Source organism: Streptomyces sp. NPDC000345, from assembly GCF_042898825.1.
Classification (GTDB): domain Bacteria; phylum Actinomycetota; class Actinomycetes; order Streptomycetales; family Streptomycetaceae; genus Streptomyces.
Genome location: NZ_JBIAZE010000022.1, coordinates 46,550 through 65,627, shown reverse-complemented (window position 1 = coordinate 65,627; position 19,078 = coordinate 46,550). Strand labels below are relative to the sequence as shown.

Annotated in this window: 9 protein-coding genes; 2 read left to right on the top strand and 7 right to left on the bottom strand. The window is 75.7% G+C overall.

All coding sequences use genetic code 11. The annotated features are described in order from the left end of the window. Position 1 precedes the first annotated feature (1 nt). Both ACFY30_RS36105 and ACFY30_RS36100 read left to right on the top strand, forming a co-directional pair. Complete coding sequence (locus ACFY30_RS36105; protein ID WP_390849364.1) at positions 2-1,327, top strand: MFS transporter; 1,326 nt, start codon at positions 2-4, stop codon at positions 1,325-1,327. Between the two features lie 120 nt (positions 1,328-1,447). Then, positions 1,448-2,236 carry an alpha/beta fold hydrolase gene (locus ACFY30_RS36100; protein ID WP_390849363.1) on the top strand — a complete coding sequence of 263 codons (789 nt, stop codon included), beginning with the start codon at positions 1,448-1,450 and terminating at the stop codon, positions 2,234-2,236. Positions 2,237-2,469: 233 nt separating this feature from the next. Here the strand turns inward: ACFY30_RS36100 and ACFY30_RS36095 are convergent, their stop codons facing one another. From ACFY30_RS36095 to ACFY30_RS36065, 7 genes are all read right to left on the bottom strand, one after another. Next, a complete protein-coding gene (locus ACFY30_RS36095) occupies positions 2,470-3,414 on the bottom strand; it encodes an alpha/beta hydrolase (RefSeq protein ID WP_390849362.1) in 945 nt (314 codons plus the stop codon). Between the two features lie 95 nt (positions 3,415-3,509). Next, the gene (locus ACFY30_RS36090; RefSeq protein WP_390849361.1) at positions 3,510-4,577 is read right to left on the bottom strand and encodes a class I SAM-dependent methyltransferase; all 1,068 of its coding nucleotides are present in this window, start codon (positions 4,575-4,577) and stop codon (positions 3,510-3,512) included. Continuing rightward, the gene (locus ACFY30_RS36085; protein WP_390849360.1) at positions 4,574-5,752 is read right to left on the bottom strand and encodes a glycosyltransferase; all 1,179 of its coding nucleotides are present in this window, start codon (positions 5,750-5,752) and stop codon (positions 4,574-4,576) included. The genes ACFY30_RS36090 and ACFY30_RS36085 overlap by 4 nt, the downstream gene beginning before the upstream one ends. Continuing rightward, on the bottom strand, positions 5,749-6,555 hold the full coding sequence (locus tag ACFY30_RS36080) for an alpha/beta fold hydrolase (RefSeq protein ID WP_390849359.1): 807 nt from the start codon (positions 6,553-6,555) through the stop codon (positions 5,749-5,751). Before ACFY30_RS36080 ends, ACFY30_RS36085 begins: the two co-directional genes overlap by 4 nt. Before the next feature lie 3 nt (positions 6,556-6,558). Further along, positions 6,559-6,867 carry an acyl carrier protein gene (locus ACFY30_RS36075; protein ID WP_390849358.1) on the bottom strand — a complete coding sequence of 103 codons (309 nt, stop codon included), beginning with the start codon at positions 6,865-6,867 and terminating at the stop codon, positions 6,559-6,561. Continuing rightward, the gene (locus ACFY30_RS36070) at positions 6,864-11,711 is read right to left on the bottom strand and encodes a beta-ketoacyl synthase N-terminal-like domain-containing protein (protein ID WP_390849436.1); all 4,848 of its coding nucleotides are present in this window, start codon (positions 11,709-11,711) and stop codon (positions 6,864-6,866) included. Before ACFY30_RS36070 ends, ACFY30_RS36075 begins: the two co-directional genes overlap by 4 nt. A gap of 80 nt (positions 11,712-11,791) precedes the next feature. Beyond that, the gene (locus ACFY30_RS36065; RefSeq protein ID WP_390849357.1) at positions 11,792-18,856 is read right to left on the bottom strand and encodes an SDR family oxidoreductase; all 7,065 of its coding nucleotides are present in this window, start codon (positions 18,854-18,856) and stop codon (positions 11,792-11,794) included. Positions 18,857-19,078 lie beyond the last annotated feature (222 nt).

Here is a 19,078-nt window from a genome sequence, read left to right as displayed (position 1 = left end):
GATGTCCTCCTCCCCCGCTCTGTCCGCCCGCGGCAGCAGACTGGCCCTCCTGGTCGTCGGTCTGTGCTGGCTGGCCGTCCTCTTCGACGGCCTCGACATGTTCATCTACGGCTCGGTGCTGCCGCACCTGCTGGAGACGAAGACCTTCGGCCTCACCGCGGACACGGCCGGCGACCTCGGCAGCTACGCCACCTTCGGCATGCTGGTCGGCGCCCTGACGGCGGGGACCGTCGCCGACCGGATCGGGCGCAAGAAGCTGATGGTCGGCTGCGTGGTCCTCTTCTCGCTGGCGTCCGGGGTGTGCGCCCTCGCCGACGGCGTCGCGGTCTTCGGACTCGGCCGGACCCTGGCCGGCGTCGGCCTCGGCGGCCTGCTGCCCACCGCGATCAGCATGGTCTCCGACTACGCCCCGCGCGGCCGCGCCGCCATCGTCATCGGCCTGCTGATGACCGCCCACCACGCCGGCGGCATCCTCTCCGCCTACGTCGCCAAGTGGCTGATCGACCCGGTCGGCTGGCGCGCGGCCTTCTGGGTCTGCGTGGTGCCGCTGCTGTTCGCCCCCGTGCTCGCCAAGTTCCTGCCCGAGTCGCTGAGCTTCCTCGTCGCCAAGGGCCGCAACCAGGAGGCGGACGCGCTCGCCGCCCGCTACGACGTCGAGCTGCCCGCCGCGAAGTCCGGCCGCAGGACGGCCGCCGACCGCTGGGACGCCCTCGCCGGCCTCTTCCGCGGCGGCGAGTGGACCCAGACCCTGCTGTACTGGCTGGCCTCCTTCGGCGGTCTGCTCCTCGTCTACGGCGTCGCCACCTGGCTGCCGACCCTGATGCGCGCCGAGGGCTACGCGCTCGCCAACGCCCTGACGTTCGTCGTCGTCTTCAACCTCGGCGGCATCGCGGGCATGCTCGTGGCCGGCCGCGCCGCCGACCGCTTCGGCGCGCCCCGCATCTCGGCGGTCTGGTTCGCGCTCACCGCCGCCGGTGTCTATCTGCTCAGCGTGCACATGTCCACGAGCGTCACGATGATCGTGGTCTTCCTCACCGGCGTCTTCCTCAACAGCGCCCAGACGATGATCTACGCGACGGTGTCGATCCGGTCCGCCCCGGACAACCGTGCCACCGCCGTCGGCTGGACCTCCGGCATGGGCCGCTTCGGAGCCGTCTTCGGCCCCTGGCTCGGCGGCCAGCTGCTCGCCGCGGGCCACGGCGACTGGGGCTTCACCGCCTTCGCGCTCGCCGGTGTCTCGTCCATGGTCTTCATCGGGATCGCCGCGCTGCGCAGCGCGCAGCAGGCGCCGCGCACCACCGACCAGGAGCTGGTGGGCGCGCACTGACCGGCCTGCACGGACACCGGGGGAACGACCTGACGCCGGCCCCGCACCTCGTGTGCGGCGGCCGGCGTCCCGCTCCCCGTTCGGGGTGCGGGGAGCGGCGCGCGGGGTCACGCTCGTTGTATGGGTGAGCGTTGGGAGATCCGCCGGGCGGGCCCGGCGGACGCCCCGCACCGGGTCATGATGATCCCGGGCGGACTGTGCACCACCGAGTTCTGCGTGGACGTCATGGCCGAGCCCGCGGTGGCGGGGCTGGGGATGGTCGCGGTGACCCTGCCCGGCTTCGGCCGTACCGAGCCGCCCGAGGACGTGTCCATGGAGCACTACGCCCGGCTCATGGCGGACTTCGCCGCCGAGTCCGGCTGCGACGTGGTCGTGGGGCACAGTCTGGGCGCCAACGTGGCGATCGAGATGGCGGCCCTGGGCCTGTTCGAGGGCCCGCTGGTGCTGCTGTCGCCGACCTTCTCGCGCGGGGACGAGATGAAGTCCCTGGCCGTCGTGAACGCCGTGGGCCGGGTGCCGGGGCTCGGCGCGATGGTCTGGGCCGGCATGCTCGGGCTGCTGCCCCGGGCGATGAAACGCGAACTGCCGCCCCAGCGGGCGGAGGCGCTGGCGGCGGTGATGGCGGACAACGATCCGGCGACCTGCCGCCGGATCGTACGGGACTACTACGCCTACCTCGACCGCTATCCGTCCCTGGTGCCGAGGCTGTGCGAGGCCGGCGTACCGGCCTGGGTGGTGCGCGGCGACCACGACGAGATCGGGCTGACGGACGCCGAACGGCGCGGCCTCGCGGCCTGCCCGCACATCCGCACGGTCACGGTGCCCGACGCGGGGCACGCGGTCCTGGTCGAACAGCCGGCGGCCGTGGCCGAGGTCGTCGCGGAGGCGGTCACGGCCGGCGTGCGCTGAGCGGACGCGACGCGCCGGACGTCGCCCGCTCTGGCACGCGGGGTCCGCGGCGGGACTCCGCCGGTGCCGCGGACCAGAGTTGCGCGGACGCAGCGGCCCGGAGCCGACCGGGTGGACGCTCATCCATGCCGGACGACGTCGGGTCGCGGGCCCGGAATCCGGGGGTCGCCCTGCCGGAAGCCGCCGAACAGGGGAACAGCGGCTTCCGGCAGGAGCGCGAACGCCCGTGTCCGTCAGGAGACGCCGGGCGCGGTGGCCCGCCGGATGTGACGGGCCATCAGGGCGTAGGCGGCGCGGGCCTTCTCGTCGTCCTCGGTGTCGTAGCCGTGGTCGGCGCCGGTGACCTCGTGGTGCTCGGCGAGCGCGCCTGCCGCGCGCAGCCGCTCGGCGTAGCGCGTCGCCTCGGCGCGCAGCAGGTCGTACTCGGCGGTGATCACCAGGGCCGGGGCGATGCCCCGCAGATCGGCGGTGTCCGAGGGATGCGCCGGGGAGACGAGCCGGTCCGTGCGCTCGCGCGGGTCCGGCACGTACGACGTGTCGAAGACCTCCGCCATCCAGGGCCGCAGCCGGGGCCTGGCGACGGCGGCCTTCTTGTCCCTGGCGCCGGTGGCCAGGTCCAGTGGCGGATAGTGCAGGACCTGGAGCGCGATCCGGGGCTCGCCCCGCTCCAGGGCCAGGCGGGCCACGGCCGCGGTGAGCCCGCCGCCCGCGCTCTGTCCGCCCACGGTGAGCCGGCCGCCGTCCCAGCCGTGTTCCGCGCCGTGGCCGGCCACCCAGCGCACCACCTCGTACGCCTGCGTGGTGGGCGCCGGGAAGGGATGCTGCGGGGCGACGACGTACCGCACGTTGACCACGACCACCCCCGCCTCGACGGCGAGGAAGCGGCACAGCGCGTCGTCCATCACCGGCGTCGACACGACGTAGCCGCCGCCGTGGAAGTTGACGTGGACCGGTGGCCGGGTGGCCGTGCCGGCCGGCGGCAGGTACACCGTGACCGGTGCCGGGGCCACCGACGTGGGGACCGTCGCCTCACTCGTGTCACGCGGGTACTCGGGGAAGCGGGCCTGCCAGGCGGCCGTGGAGCCGGGGCCGCCCGACCGACGGCCCGCCAGCCGGGTCAGGCCCTGCATCGCTCTGGCGGCGCGGGCCGCCACCGCGGGTCTGGCCAGGATGGACATGCGGGTTCCGTTCGTCGAGCCGTACGTCGATTGCCAGGATTCCTGATGGTTCAGTGGGCCTGAAACTAGCACGGCGCACCCCGTGTGCCCACCCGTCAGTCGCGCCGGGCCACGATCCGGTAGGCGTTCGACACACCCAGCCGGTGCGCCAGCGGCCGCACCGCGAACCGGTCGAGCAGGGCACCCGCGGCGAGTGCCGGAACACCGGCGATCAGCAGACCGGCCCGCAGCGCGCGGCGCAGCGCGCCCGGCGGCTCGGGCAGCCACGGCGCGTCCTCGCGCGGCGCCGCGTGGTCCAGCGCCAGCCACACGGCGGCCAGCAGGTCCACCGGGTCGTGCGCCTGCGCGTGCTGCTCCGCGACCACCGTGAAGCCCAGCGCCGCCAGCCGGTCCCGCAGGTTGGCGACCGGTACGAAGTGCAGGTGCTGCGGCTGCAGCCACGGCAGCCACCAGCGGCCGAGCAGCCGCGCGTAACGGCTCTCGGGATCGGGGACCTCCACGAGCAGATGCCCGCCCGGCCGCACCGCCTCCCGCGCGGCCCGCAGCTCGCGATCGGGGTCCGTGCTGTGCTCCAGGTAGTGGAACATGCTCACCACGTCGTAGCGGGCGGCCAGTTCGGGCGCCAGCTCCGGGAAGCTGCCCCGGTGGCCGCGCTCCACCCGGCCCTCCCGCTCGGCGAGTTCGACGCCGTCGGTGAAGTCCAGCCCGTCGAACACCGTGTCCGGCAGCACCTGCCGCGCCGCCGCGCAGAAGTGACCGTGTCCGGTGCCGACGTCCAGCCATGTCTTCGGCGCGCGGTCGTGCGGCAGCATCGACTCGGCCCGCCCGCGGTACGTCTTCGTCCGCCCGCCGAAGGTGTCGCCGAGCTTCTTCTCGCCGAGGCCGTCGTAGAAGTCCCGGTAGTAGAACTCCAGCCCCTCCGCGTTCAGCCGGGGGTTCTGGAAGACGTGCCCGCAGCCCTCGCACCGGTCCAGGACGAACCGGCCCGGCTTGTGCTGAAGCAGGTCGCGGGTGCGCAGCCGGTGGGTGAGCCCGGTGCCGCCGCACCAGGGGCAGGTGGTGCGCCGGGGCTCGAAGAAGCGCGCCGTGCCGGCGGCGATGTCGGCCTGGTAGGCGGGCCGCAGCCGGGCGATCCGCTCGCCCTGCCCTCTCCTGTCGCTCATTCCGACTCCCTTGCCAGCTCCTCGAGACGGGACGCGGCGGCCGGTGCGCCGCCCGCGGCCCGGAAGGCCGTGCCGATCCGCCCGGCCGCCGCCCGGTATCCGGGCTCGTGCAGTACGGCGTCCAGCGCCGCCCCCAGCCTCGGCGCCGTGACCCGGCCGAACCGCACCCGCACCCCGGCCCCCGCGGCCACGACCTGCCCGGCCACCACCGGCTGGTCGTCCCGGATGGGGGCGACCACCAGGGGAACGCCGTGCCACAGCGCCTCGCACACGGTGTTGTGCCCGGCGTGGCAGACGACAGCGTCGACGCCCCGTTCCAGCAGGGCGAGTTGAGGCACGGACGGCACGATCAGTACGTCCTTGTCGTCACCGCCGTCCGCGCCGTCGCCGTCCGCGCCGAGGACGCCCCCCGGATCGACGATCACCGCCCGCACCCGGTCGGCCCGCTCACGCAGCGCCTCGCGGCAGACGTCGAGGAACCGGCCGCCGGCATCGGCGTTGGCGGTGCCGAGGGAGACCAGTACCGTGGCGCGGTCGCCGCCGAGCCACTCCCAGGGAAAACCGGACGGCACCGGGCGGGCCGTGATCGAGGGCCCGACCCAGCGGACACCCGCCACGGCACCCGCCAGCTCCGGGGTGCTGAAGGCGAGGACGAGACGCGGGGAGAACCGGGGGTCGGCGGTGCCCGCCGGATCGCCGACGGCGGCGCGCAGGGCGGCCAGCCGTTCGTCCAGCCACTCCCTGACCCTGGGCAGCCCGGCCAGCGGATCGGTGAGCTCCGCCGAGGTGGTCGCCGAGGTCGCCCACGGCAGACCCAGCCGCTCGGCGGTGAGCGCTCCCGCGAAGGCCTGCTGGTCGGCGACGACCACATCCGGACGGAACTCCGCCACCGCCGCCCGCACCCCCGGCGCCATCGCCTCGGCCAGCGGCAGCAGATACCACTCCCACAGGAACTTCAGCGCCTCCGGACCCCGCAGATCGGCGGGCCGCTCCCCCGGGGGAGCGCCGGCGCAGGCGAACACGGCCGCCCCGGACCCCGCGAGCCGTCCGACCAGCTCCGGATCGGGACACGCCCACGCCACCCGGTGCCCGCGCGCGACGAGTTCGGCGGCGACCCCGACGGCCGGGTTGATGTGCCCCACCAGCGGCGGCACGACGAACAGGAACCGGCTCACCGGGCCGCCACCCGGAGCGTCTCCTCCACGAGGGACAGGACGTGACCGCCCACCGTCCCCGGCGCCTCCACCAGGACCGAGTGCTCATGGCCCGGTACCACCACGGTCCGGCAGTCCGGCAGCACCGCCCGCAGCCAGGGCACCAGCCCGGCCAGGTCGGAGTCACCGCCGTACAGGCCGAGCACCGGGCAGCGCACCACCGCGATCTGCTCCTCCGTCAGCACCCGGCTGGCCGGGATGTCCCGGGCGAGCGTGGTCTCCCGCACCAGGCGCGCCGCGCCCTTGGCCAGCCGGGCGGTGTGCCGGCCGCGGTGGGCGCTCACCCAGGCGATGGCCTCGGGCTCGTTGTGCGCCAGCTGGGCCACCACCCAGTGCAGGATGCCGTCCAGCTTCTCCGCCCAGGCGGGGGTGGCCGGCTCGGACTCGATGAGGGAGACACCGGCCGCCCGCTCGGGGTGGCGGGCCGCGTAGCCGAAGGCGATCGTGCCGCCGTAGGAGTTGCCCACCAGATGCACCGGCCCGGTCACCCCCAGCCGGTCCAGGAGCGCCTCCAGGTCGTCGATGTTGTGGTCCAGGGTGTAGCCGTCGGCCGGGCGTTCACTGCGTCCGTGGCCGCGCAGGTCGTACATGACGACGTCGAGGCCGGCGGCCGCGAAGGCGGGGGCGACGGTGAAGTAGTAGCTGGCCAGGCTGTCGGTGAGCAGGCCGTGCACCAGCACCACGGTGGCGGTGGCCCGTCGGCCCTGGCGGGGGCCGATCCGCTGGACGTGCAGCCGGACGGCGCCGGTGTCGACCATCGCCATGGCTCAGCTCGCCCCCGCCGTCTCGAGGCTGGTCACCACGTGGGTGACGAGCCGGCCCACGGTGAGCTCGATGATCTCGTCGAACTCCATGCCGGCCAGGAACTCGGCGAAGTTGACCCGGTCGCCGTACCGCTCCTGGAGCAGGCCGGCCAGGGTCACCAGGTCGATGCTCTCCAGCTCCAGGTCGCGGTGGAAGGTGGTCTCCATGCCGATCTCGGCGTCGTCGACGCCGTACTCGTCCTCCAGGAGCCGCGTGAGCATGCCGGTGAGATCGGCGAGGACGCTCTCCTCGTCGGCGGTGACGGGGGTCATCGGTCGTACTCCTTCGCTTGAGTGGGTCCCGGGGTCCAGGCGACGACGTACTCCCGGGCCGGCAGGGCGGGCGGGTTGGCGGCCGGCTCGCAGTGGACGGTGTAGGCACGGGCCAGCCGGCCCGCGACGGTCAGCCGGTCGCCGGACGGGGTCGCGTCGAGCACGGTGAAGTCCCGCGGCCGCCCGCCGAATCCGGTTCCCTCCGCCTTGGCGACGGCCTCCTTCGCCGCCCAGAAGCGGGTGAACCAGCGGGCCGTGGAGTCGCCGGTGGTGGCCGACAGGCCGTGCAGGAGGCGGAGTTCATCGGCCCCCAGCGCCGCGGCGACCGTCTCCGGGGTGCGGTCGGTGACCTCCTCGATGTCGATGCCCGGCCCCGGCCCCGGTGTGTGCGGCCGGACGATCGCGACGCCCGCCTCCGCGCGGTGGGCCAGTGACACGCTCAGCGGCGGCAGGCTGCGCCCGTGCACTCCGGTGACCCAGGGGCGGCCCGACTCGTCGTTGCCCACCCGCAGTTCGGCCGGGAAGACCGGCCCCTCGCCGTGGTCCCACAGCCACCGCCGTACGGCGTCCTTGACCGCGATCCGGCCGAGCAGCCACTGTCTGCGGCCGCGCGGGGCGTGCGCCGCGTACTGCGAACGCTCCTCCCCGCCCAGGGAGTTGCGCATGATCAGCTCGCGGGAGGCGAGGTCCGGCCACCGCTCGTGCAGCAGCGACCAGCCACCCGGCCGGGCCTCGGACAGCGTGTTGCGCTCGGGGAAGCGCTCGACGGGCCGGGTCTTCGGGTCGTTGTCGAAGCGGCGGTCCTGCCAGCCGGACAGCTCGGCCCACACCGTGCCGTCGACCGTCAGCTGGACGTCGGCCTCCAGGACGGTGTCGGTGAGCGAGGTGATCCGGACGAAGCAGCCGACCTCGGTGCCGGGCGCCGGGTGCGGTCCGAAGAACCGCAGCTCCCGCATGCCGACCGGGAAGACGACGGTCCGCTCGGAGCGGGTCGCCATGATCCAGTAGCCGAGGATCTGCCCGACGTTGTCCAGCAGGGCGCCGGGTGCGGGCGGGGTCGTGATGATCCCGCGGACGTGCCGGTCGCCGATCGCGGTCAGCTCGGTGACGCCCTGGAACGCCGGGCCGTGGAACATCCACCGTTCGCCGTAGAGCTGGGCGGCGGTGTGGCCGGGGGTGTGCTCGGCGGCGCGGACCGGCCAGGGGGCCGGAGGCGGCGCGGGATGGCGCGGGGCCAGTTCGACGGTGGCGCGGGCGCGGGGGCCGAAGGACACCGCCATGCGGTCCGGGCCCTCGGGCGTCGCGGTCACCGGGACGTCGACGGCCGGGGTGGCGGTGAGCCACTCCTCGAACCGGGCGCCGTGCACCGCGACCGGCACCGTGCCGGGCGCGGCCTCGGCCGCCGCGTCCATGATGTGCTGCACGATCGTCGTCGCCGGGACCACCGGCCACCGGTCGGCCACGTCGGGCCAGCCCGGGCGCTGCGGGAAGAAGCAGTGGTCCAGGAGGTGGGGCATGGTGTCGGGGGAGACGCGGACGGTGGTGCGGCGGGGGGTGAGCGGGGCGGGGACGCGGGGCGGGGCGGTCCGGGCCGGCGCGGGCGCCGCGGCGGTGTCCGCCCTCCCGCGCAGGAGAATCGCTGCCGTGTCCGCCGTCTCACGCATCAGGGCGTTCAACTCGGCGGCCAGCGGGGAACGTTCGGCGAGCGCGTCCAGCGGTGAGGTGCCGCCGGGGCCGGGCGCGGGGCCGGGGCCGGGCGCGGAGCTGGTGCCGGGGCGGGGGCGCAGTCGCGCACGGAGCGGGGCGAGGGTCTCGGGCGCGAGAGACACGAGCGCCCCGCCGAGGTCCAGCCGGACGGGCGGCCGTCGCGCCCCCGTGGCCGGCCGGGGCCGGTTCGGCGAGGGTGCCACTCCGGCCCCCGCCGTCCACAGGGCGGTGGCCACCCGGCGCAACTGCGCCAGGCCGGTGCGCTGAGGCGAGTTGGCGGCCACGACCAGGTGATCGTGTCCGCCGAGGGTGTCCCCCACGAGGGAGCCGAGCCGGCCGGGGCCCACCTGGACGAACACCCGGTGCCCGGACGCGTGCAGGGCCTGTGCCAACTGCCGGAAACGGACGGGCTCCAGCAGATGCCGGACGAACAACTCCCGTATCTCCGACTCCGCTTCGGGGAAGGGGGCGGCGGTCGTGCCCGACCAGACGGGAGTGTGCGGCGGGTGCAGCCGGAAGCGTTCGGCGGCCGCCTTGATCGGCCCGAGGTGGGGCTCCAGCATCGGCGTGTGGAAGCCCGACCGGAACGGCAGCACCTGGCTGAGCACACCCCGGGAGCGGAACAGGCGGACGAAGTCCTCCACCGCCGCCTCCGGCCCGCAGACCATCGACTGGCCGGGCGCGTTGTCGTGGGAGAGGACGAGCCCCGCCCCGGCCCCGCCCTCGTCGCGCAGGGCGGCCAGCACCCGGTCGGCGGACGCGCCGATCGCACCGAAGGCCAGCCCGGGGACGGTCACCGAGCCGGGGTCGAAGCCGGCCATGAAGGCGTCGACCTCGTGCCCGGCGTACAGTCCGCCCGCCGCCATCGCCGTCCACTCGCCCACGCTGTGCCCGGCGACCGCGTCCGGCACGATCCCGGTGCGGCGCAGCGCGGTGTCGAGGAGGCGGCCCACGGCGACCACACCGAAGCCGTGGTGGCCGATGTCCTCCGTCCGGCCCCGCGGGAGCGCGGGGGCGGGCAGGCCGAAGTGGGCGGCGACGTCGTCGACCCGGGGCGTGAAGTCGCCCTCCAGGCCGGGGAAGAGGAACGCCAGCTTGCCGCCCCCCGCGCCGAGCAGGGGATCCGGCCGGAACCAGACGTCGCCGCGGCCGTGCCAGGCACGCCCCTTGCCGACCGCGCGCCGGGCCAGCGCGAGCCGCTTGGCGGTCGGCTCGACGATCCCGAGCCGGACCGGTCCCGCGTCCGGATGGGGTCGCGCGGGATCGAGCCCGGCCGCGCGTAGGGCGTCGTCGTCACGGTCGAGCAGTGCGAGGAGGCCCTCCGGGGACCCGGCGGCGAGCAGCAGAACGCGTTCGGTCTCACCGACCTGCGCGACGGCGGCGGGGCGGGCCGCCGGTGTGCCGGCAGCGGAGGAGGAGGGGCGGGCCGCGGGCGAGCCGGTGCCGGTGCCGGGGTGGGGCGTGGGGGTGTCCGTGCCGGTCGCGGGGTGGGGCGGGGGCGCGTCGGCCGGGGCGGCGGGTCGGGACCCCGGTCTGTCCGCAGCGGCCGGGCGCATGCCCGGCGGGCCGGCGGCGGGGGAGGAGGGGCGGGCCGAGTTCGTGATCGCGGCGGTGGCGGGGCGGGCCGCTGGGGCCTCGGCAGCGGCGGCCGTGGTGTCCCTCGGGGTGTCCGGAGCGGTGGTGGGGTGGGCCGGGGGCAGGAGCGGGCCGGTGGGCGGACGCGTCACCGGGGTGAGGGCAGCGGTTGCCGTGTGGGTGCCCGGGGCCTGTTCCAGCACGACGTGAGCGTTGATTCCGCCGAAGCCGAAGGCGTTGACGGCTGCCCGGCGCACCGGGCGGTCCCGGGTGGTCTCCCACTCCGCCGCCTTCTCCAGCGTGCGGAACCGGGTGCGGGCCAGCGCGGGATGCGGATCTTCGCAGTGCAGCGTGGGCAGCAGCGTGGCGTGGTGGACGGCGAGCGCGGCCTTGACCAGACCGGCGACACCGGCGGCCGGCATGGTGTGCCCGATCATCGACTTCACCGAGCCCAGGACGGCGTCCGCGCCCCCGTCCCCCGGCCCGAACACCTCGGCGAGGGTGGTCAGTTCGGCACTGTCGCCTGCCGGGGTCGCGGTGCCGTGCGCCTCCAGCAGGCCGAGCGAGCCGGGCGCCGCGGGGTCGAGCCCGGCGGCCCGCCACGCCTGCCGTACGGCCTGTGCCTGTCCGCCGGGGTCGGGGTTGACCAGCCCGGCCGCCCGGCCGTCGCTCGCCACTCCGGTGCCCCGGATCACCGCGTAGATCCGGTCGCCGTCCCGCTCGGCGTCGGCCAGCCGCTTGAGGACGACGACCCCCGTGCCCTCGCCGATCAGGAGGCCGTCGGCGTCCCGGTGGAAGGGGCGGATGCGCTGGCTGGGCGAGAGGGCGCGGAGCTGGGAGAACACGCTCCACAGGGTGATGTCGTGGCAGTGGTGGACGCCTCCGGCGAGCATCAGGTCGCAGCGCCCGGAGGCCAGTTCGCCGACCGCCTGGTCGACGGCGACCAGTGACGACGCGCACGCGGCGTCCACGGTGTACGCCGGGCCGCGCAGGTCGAGCCGGTTGGCGACCCGGGAGGCGGCGAGGTTGGGCACCAGACCGATCGCCGACTCGGGACTGTCCGGGCCGAGCCGCTCGGTGAACGCGTCTCGTACAAGGTCGAGTTGGCCGGCCGTCAGGTCGGGCAGCAGCTCGCCGAGCGTGCGCACGAGCTGGCCCGCCGTGCGCACCCGCTGGTCGAGCCGGACCAGCCCGGGCGTGAGGTAGCCGCCCCGGCCGAGGACGACGCCGACGCGCCCCCGGTCGGGGAGACGGTCCGGGCCGCCCGCGTCGTCGAGGGCGGCGGAGGCCACGTGCAGGGCGATGAGCTGGTCGGGCTCGGTGCCGGCCACCGAGTTCGGCATGATCCCGAACCGGGTGACCTCGACCTCCGCCAGCCCGTCCACGAACCCGCCGCGCCGGGCGTAGACCCGGTGCGCGACGGCCGGTTCGGCCGCGGTGCCGGGCCGGTAGTAGTCGGCGTCCCAGCGGCCGTCCGGGACCTCGCCGATCGCGTCGACGCCGTCCCGGAGGTTCTGCCAGTACGCGTCCAGGCCGGCGGCGCCCGGCAGCAGCACCGCCATCCCGACCAGGGCGACGGGCACGTGACGGGCCGTCGAGGGGGCCGGGGCGGACCCCGGGTGGAGTGCTGTCACCGTGCCCGTCACCAGCCCGACGCGGTGTGGACCACGGCGGTGGCCGACTGCTCGCCCCAGGCCAGCTCCCGCAGCAGCGCCGCGGTCCCCTCCTCGGGGTCGATCAGCCGGATGCCGCGCCGGGCGTACTCGCGGGCCAGCTCCGCCCCGACCATCCCGGCGTGCCCGGGCGCGGGCGCCCACGGGCCCCAGTGCACGGTCACCGCCCGCCGCCCGGTGCGGGCGGCGAAGGCGGCGCCGAGGGTCTCCAGCGCGTCGTTGGCGGCCGCGTAGTCCACCTGGCCCCGGTTGCCGAGGACGGCGGAGATGCTGCCGAACAGCACGGTGAACGAGGGCGCGGACGGCAGTTCCTCCAGCGCCGTGAGCAGGGCGTCCGCGCCGGTCGCCTTGGTGCCGTAGACCCGCTGGAAGGACTCGGCGGTCTTCTCCGCGATCAGCCGGTCCTCGATGATCCCGGCCGCGTGCACCACGCCGTCGAGCCGGCCGTGCTCGGCGTGGATCTCCTTGACCGCCTGCACCACCGCCTCGGGCTCCCGGAAGTCGACCGAGCGGTAGCGCACCCGGGCGCCGAGCGCGGTGAGTTCGGCGAGCGTGGCGGTGATCTCCCGCTGCGCCAGCAGGAGTTCGGCGGTCCGGTTGATCTCGGCCGGCTTCAGCCCGCCGCGCCCGGCGAGCACGGAGCGCAGCTCGGCCGGGGTGCGGGCGGCGGCCGTGTCGGCGGCCTCGGGCCCGTCCGGGGCGGGCGTACGGCCCAGCAGCTCCAGCCGGCAGCGGGCGGCACCGGCGAGCGCGGCGGCGAACTGCGCGGTGATGCCACGGGCCCCGCCCGTCAGCACCACCACCGAGTCCCGCTCCAGGCCGAGCGCGGCCGCCTCCGCGACGCCGTCCCCGGCGGGCCCGGCGCCCGTCCCGGCGAGCGCCCCCAGCGGCTCCTCGGCCAGCTCGAAGCCGTGGCGTCCGTGCGCCGAGCGCACCACCACCGGCGTCCGGTCGGCGGCGACGGCCTCGGCGACCACCGCGTCCGCGACGGCGGACGCCGAGACATCGGCCAGGTCGACGACCCGGGCGACCGTCTCGGGGTACTCCCGCGCCACGGTCCGGAACAGGCCCCGCAGACCCGCGGACCGGGTGTCCGGCACCTCGCCGTCCGTGTGCCGCACGGCCAGCAGCCACCGCGGACCCCGGGCGAGGGCCGCCTTCAGCACCGGGAACGCGTCCGGCAGCACCGGGGTGTCGTCCTCCGCGCCCGCCAGGGCTCCGAGGTGGACCACGCCGTCCACCGGCCCGTCGGCCTCCGACAGCACATGGTCCCGGCGGCGTACGACGGCCTCGGCGCCGTGCGCCACCAGCCGGGCGGCGGTCTCCGGGGCGTCCCCGAGGACGGTCCAGCGGGTGCCGGAGAGCACCGCGGCGGGGTCACCGGCCGGCTCCTCGAGGAGGACCGGGCGCAGCACGTGCCGACGGGGCGGCTCACCGGTCACCTCCTCCCGCGCGCTCTCCGCGGACCGCGCGGACGCCTGCGCCGGACTCTCCAGCCGGGACGTGAGCCAGTCGGTCACGGCGGCGGCCGTACGTGCCTTGGCCAGCTCCTCCAGCTCGGCGTCGTCCATCGAGGTGAGGTCCGCACCGGCCCCGGCGCCCAGTCGTCTCGCCAGCTCACCGGCGATCTCGGCGCGCTTGATGGAGTCGATGCTGAGGTCCGCCTCCAGATCGAGGTCGGGCTCGATCATGTCGACGGGGTAGCCGGTGCGCTCACTGATGATCTCCAGGACGACCTGCTGGACGTCCACGGCCCCGGAGGCGGCGGCCTGCGGCGCGGGTGCCGCCGGTTGTGCCTGTGCCTGTGCCTGTGCCTGCATCTGTGGCCGCGGCGACGGGAGGGGCGCCACCGCCGGTGAAAGCCCGGGCCCCGCGACCACCTCGGGCGGGGCGATCCGTTCCCCGGGCGTGGCGCCGAAGTAGGTGAGCAGCACGTCCCGTTGGGCGGCGATCATCTCCCGGCTGGTGCGCAGGAACTCGGAGATCAGCGCGTCCCGGTCGGACGGGACGCCGTGCGGGGGGTTCGTCGTCACCGTCGTCACAGTCCTCTCGGCGGGGTCCACGACTCGTCGGGCCGGTGCGAGCGCACCGGGTAGGAGGGCCCCGGCGGCGGTGCGGACCACGTGCCCGTCCACCGTCCAGCCGGGGCGTTTCGGTACGGGGGTGCGGACGGCGTCGACCGCGTCCCGGCCGCGCAACAGCCATCCGGCGCGCACCGGCAGCCCCGCCACGGCGAGTTGTGCCAGGGCGTCCAGCCAGCCGCGCAGACCGCCGCCCGGCCGCGGCTCGCAGGCCACCGTGCGATGCGGACGGTCCCCGAGGATCCGCCCGACCAGCCGCGTCAGCACGGACCCGGGCCCGGCCTCGACGAAGATCCGCGCCCCGGCCTCGTACATCGCCTCGATCTGGTCGGCGAAGGCGACGGGCGCGCCGATCTGCGCGGCGAGTTCGGCCCGTACGGCGTCCGGGTCGGCGGTGTACGGGGCGGCCGTACGGTTGGACCACACCGGGAACTCGGGCGCGTGCACCGGCCGCACGGCGAGCGCCTCCGCGAACCGGTCGCCGGCGCCTGCCACGAGCGGGCTGTGGAAGGCGCAGGCGACGGGGATCCGCTTGGCTCCCAGACCCGCCTCGCGCAGCAGCCGTACGGCTTCGAGGACGGCGTCGGTCGGACCCGATATCACCGTCTGCTCGGGGGAGTTGCGGTTGGCGAGGACCACGGAGTCCGGTGCGCCCGCAGCCCGCAGGGCACCGGTCACCTCCTCGGCGCCGGCGGCGACGGCGGCCATCGTCCCGGGCTCCTCCCCGGCGGATTCGGCGGCGCCCAGGATCGCCGCCGCCCGCTCGGCGCTCAGCTCCAGCAGCGTCTCGGGATCGAGGGCGCCGGCCGCGCACAGGGCGACCAGTTCGCCGTAGCTGTGCCCCGCCGCCATGTCCGGATGCACCCCGGCCGCCGTGAGCACGGCGTGGGCGGCGAGCCCGGCGATGCCGAGGGCGGGCTGGGCGACCCGGGTGTCCGTCAGCGCGTCCTGCTGGCGCTCGCGTACGGCGTCGTCGAAGGCGGCCGGCGGATACAGCGAGTCGGCGTGCGAGCGGCCGAGTTCCAGGTAGGGCCGCAACTCCGGGAAGGTCACGAAGAGTTCGGCGAGCATGCCGGTGCGCTGGCTGCCCTGCCCGGGGAAGAGGAAGGCGACCTTGCCGACGGCGTCCTCGGCACGGGGTGCGTCGGGAGCGGCGGCGGGGCGGGCAGCGTCGGCCGGTGCGCTGGACACGCCGGGGGCGGACGCCGTACCGCGGGCGCCGTCCGGAACAGCCGTCGCGGGCCTGCCGGTCCCGCCTGTCTCGCCGGCCCTGCTGGTCCGGTCGTCGTCCCGGCCCGCCCGATGGAGGCCGTGTCCCGGATCGTGTTCGCCCCGCAGCGCTCGGCGCAGTTTTCCGACGAGGTCGTCCACGTCCTCCGCCACGACCGCGACCCGCACCGGATCGGCGCTCGCGTCCGAGCGGCGGGCCGCGCCGAGCGCGAGGTCCCTGAGGCGCCACGGCCGGCCCTCGGCCTCGGCGGCCTTCAGCAGCTCCTCCACCGCGCGGTGGGCCGCGTTCTCGTCCCGCCCCCGGAAGACGAACAGCTCGGCCGGCCAGGCCTCCAGGCCCCGCACCGGCGGCGCGCCGTCCGCGTAGGCGCCCAGCACCACGTGGAAGTTGGTGCCGCCGAAGCCGAACGCGCTGACCCCGGCGACCCGTTCCCGGGCGGGCACCGCCCAGGGCCGGGCCTCCGCGTGGAAGGCGAACGGGCTGCTCTGCGCGTCCCACGCCGCGTTCGGCGCCTTCACATGCAGGGTCGGCGGTCTGACGCCGGTGTACAGCGCCAGCAGCGTCTTGATCATCCCGGCCAGTCCGGCCGCGCACTTGGTGTGCCCGATCTGCGACTTCACCGAGCCGAGCACGCACTCCCCGGACTTCGCGCCGGCCTCCGTGAACACCTCGCTCAGGATGCGCAGTTCGGTGCGGTCGCCGACCACCGTTCCGGTGCCGTGCGCCTCGACGAGCCCGACGTCGGCCGGGGAGACGCCCGCGTTGCGGTAGGCCCGCTCGAGCGCCGACCGCTGGCCTTCCGGGCGGGGCGCCGTCAGGCCCAGGGAGCGGCCGTCGCTGGAGGAGCCGAGGCCCTTGACTACGCCGTAGATCCGGTCGCCGTCGCGCTCGGCGTCCGCGAGGCGCTTCAGGACGACACAGGCCACGCCCTCGCCGAGCGCGATGCCGTCCGCCGAGCCGTCGAAGGCGCGGGAGCGGCCGGTGGGCGACAGGGCGTGGACGGAGGAGAACAGGACGTAGTCGTTGATGCCGTTGTGCAGGTCGGCACCACCGCACAGCACGAGGTCGGAGGTGCCGGCGACGAGTTCCTTGCAGGCGACGTCCACCGCGGCGAGCGAGGACGCGCAGGCCGCGTCGACGGTGTAGTTGGCGCCGCCGAGGTCGAGACGGTTGGCGATCCGCCCGGAGATGACGTTGGCGAGCATGCCGGGGAAGGAGTCCTCGGTGAGCTGCGGGAGCTGGTCCTCCAGGCCCGCCGGGACCGTCCCGTAGTACGAGGGCAGGACGGCCCGCAGCGTGGCCGCGTTCGACAGGTCGCTGCCCGCCTCCGCCCCGAACACCACCGAGGTGCGCGAGCGGTCGAACTCCCGTCCCCCGTCGCCGTATCCGGCGTTCTCCAGAGCCCGCCGGGCGGCTTCCAGGGACAGCAGCTGCACCGGCTCGATGCTGCCGAGGGACGCGGGCGGGATGCCGTAGCGCAGCGGGTCGAAGGGGATCGGGGGCAGGAAGCCGCCCCACTTCGACGGTGTCGACGCGCCGTGATGGACGGCCGGGTCCCAGCGCTCGGCCGGCACCTCGCCGACCGCGTCCACGCCGCCGACCACGTTGGCCCAGAAGGTGGGCAGATCGGGCGCCTGCGGGAACATGCACGCCATCCCGACGACGGCGATGTCGAGCGGGGCCGGGGCCTCGGTCTCCGTGTCCGGCCCGGTCCGCACGCCCAACTCGGCCGCCCGCAGCGCCAGACGGCCGGCCGCGCCCGTCGTCACCGACGCGTGCAGCGCCGCGAGGGTGGTGGTCGCCGAGCGCAGCACGGCCACCTCCCCGGCCATGAACATCCCCTCGGCGTACTGGCGTTGCTCGTCGACCGGCGTGAGCAGTCCGTCGCCGTCCCGGGTCACGCCCTTGCTGGCGACGCGCAGCCGGCCGACGTTGAGGCGTTCCAGCTCCTCCCAGATCCGCCGGTCGGGCACGCCCGCCGCACGCAGCCGCGCCTCCTCCTCGCGGAATCCGGCCGCGAACGGGCTGGGCACACACCGGGTGGCATGCCCCGGCGCCGACTCCAGAAGCGTGGTGCGCTCGGCGTCCAGGACCTGCCGCTGGAACAGCGGCCGGATCGCGCCGTGCGCCACCGCCTCCTCGGTGAACAGGTACGCCGTCCCCATGAGCAGGCCGACCGCCGCACCGCGCGCGGTCAGCGGCGCGGCCAGCGCGGCGACCATCGCCGCCGACCGCTCGTCGTGCACGCCGCCGGCGAAGAACACCTCGAGGCCCGAGCCGTCCCCGTCGGTCAAGTAGTCCTCGATAACAGCGAGTTGGGCCTCCCACAGGGGGAAGCTGCCGCGCGGTCCCACATGCCCGCCGCACTCCGAGCCCTCGAACACGAACCGGCGCGCCCCTGCCTGGAGGAACTGCCGCAGCAGCCCCGGCGACGGCACGTGCAGAAACGTCCGGATGCCGTCCCGCTCCAGCGCCTGCGCCTGGGACGGCCGCCCGCCCGCGATGATCGCGTGCGTCGGCCGCAGCTCCCGTACCGCCTCCAGCTGGGCGGCGCGCACGTCCTCCGGCGCGAAGCCGAGCACGCCCACGCCCCAGGGCCGGCCCGCCAGCGCCTCCCTGGTCCCGGCGAGCAGCGCCCGCGTCCGCGCGCCGTCCGCCAGCGCCAGCGCGAGGAACGGCAGCGCCCCCGCCTCGGCGACCGCGGCGGCGAAGGGAGCCTCGTCGCTCACCCGGGTCATCGGCCCCTGCGCGACGGGCAGCCGGGTGCCGAGCGCCCGGCTCATCGGCGAGTCCGCCCGCAGCGCCCGTACGGCCGTGTCGTCGCGTACGGCGTCCAGGACCGCCTCGCGCAGGGCGCGCACCGTCCGCCGGACGTCACGCAGGCGCTCGGCGAAGCGGGCGGCGAGGAAGCCGTCCTGTCCCACCGGGAGCAGCTGGGTGCGCGGATCCCGCGCCCCCAGCAGCGCCGCCACCTCGTCCGGTCCGGCGCCGTCCGGGACCCGCGGGGCGTCGGGGCCGCGCCGCTGCAGGACGCGGTGACCGGCCACGACGACGGTCTCCGAGCCGTCCATCGCGCGCAGCGCGGCGGCCGCGGGCTCCGGCGTCGCCGCGTCGTCGAGCAGGGCGAGCTGGCTGTCCAGGACGACACCGGCCGCCCCGCCGGCCACCGCGGCGGCGGCCGTGCGCGGGCCGATGCCGCCGCACGCCCACACCGGCAGCCCCGGGCCGTCCGCCGCGAGCAACCGCTGGAGCAGGACGAACGTGCCCAGCTCGCCGATCCGGCCACCGCACTCGGCGCCCCGCGCGATCAGCCCGTGCGCCCCGGCGCGTGCCGCTTCCCGCGCGCCCGCCAGATCGGTGACCTCCACCAGCACCCGGTGGCGGCCGTTCACTTCCGCGACCGTCCAGGGCGCGCCGACGGCGAGAACCACCGTGTGCGGACCGGCCGGTCCGGGATCGCCCCCGGCAGGATCGGCGCGGGCGGCGGAAGGGACGAGATCGGCGGGGGTGAGCCGGCAGCCCGGTCCGATCCGCACGCCGAACGCGCCCGGGGACGCGCGGCGCAGCCGGGCCAGTGCCTCGCGCGCTCTTCGGTCTCCGGGCCCCAGGTCCAGCACGCCTAGGCCGCCGGCCCGGCCGACCGCGAGGGCGAGCCCGGCATCGGGCTCGCCGAAAGGGGTGATGCCGATGATCATGTCCTCGGAACGCGCAGCGGACGCCATGATTCTCCGAATCAACGTGAAACCGCAGGGTGGGGGGTTCAGGACAGCAAAGGCGGTGCACCGCATTCCGGCGGGCACGGATCACCGCGGAACGGGGGATTAAAACGCTTGCTCGAAACGCGTTGAAAGGTAGTGCTCTTATTACTCACCGGTCAACGATCGAACGATCGGCTGGTGACCAGCCGCAATGATTCGGTCAGTCATGGGCCGGTGGCCAGGGCG

What these genes read in the sequence shown, in the direction of transcription:
- ACFY30_RS36075 (WP_390849358.1), bottom strand. Translation starts at nt 6,867, where the DNA reads ATGACCCCCGTCACCGCCGACGAGGAGAGCGTCCTCGCCGATCTCACC.
- ACFY30_RS36105 (WP_390849364.1), top strand. Translation starts at nt 2, where the DNA reads ATGTCCTCCTCCCCCGCTCTGTCCGCCCGCGGCAGCAGACTGGCCCTC.
- ACFY30_RS36065 (WP_390849357.1), bottom strand. Translation starts at nt 18,856, where the DNA reads ATGGCGTCCGCTGCGCGTTCCGAGGACATGATCATCGGCATCACCCCT.
- ACFY30_RS36070 (WP_390849436.1), bottom strand. Translation starts at nt 11,711, where the DNA reads ATGGCGGTGCTGCTGCCGGGCGCCGCCGGCCTGGACGCGTACTGGCAG.
- ACFY30_RS36100 (WP_390849363.1), top strand. Translation starts at nt 1,448, where the DNA reads ATGGGTGAGCGTTGGGAGATCCGCCGGGCGGGCCCGGCGGACGCCCCG.
- ACFY30_RS36080 (WP_390849359.1), bottom strand. Translation starts at nt 6,555, where the DNA reads ATGGCGATGGTCGACACCGGCGCCGTCCGGCTGCACGTCCAGCGGATC.
- ACFY30_RS36095 (WP_390849362.1), bottom strand. Translation starts at nt 3,414, where the DNA reads ATGTCCATCCTGGCCAGACCCGCGGTGGCGGCCCGCGCCGCCAGAGCG.
- ACFY30_RS36090 (WP_390849361.1), bottom strand. Translation starts at nt 4,577, where the DNA reads ATGAGCGACAGGAGAGGGCAGGGCGAGCGGATCGCCCGGCTGCGGCCC.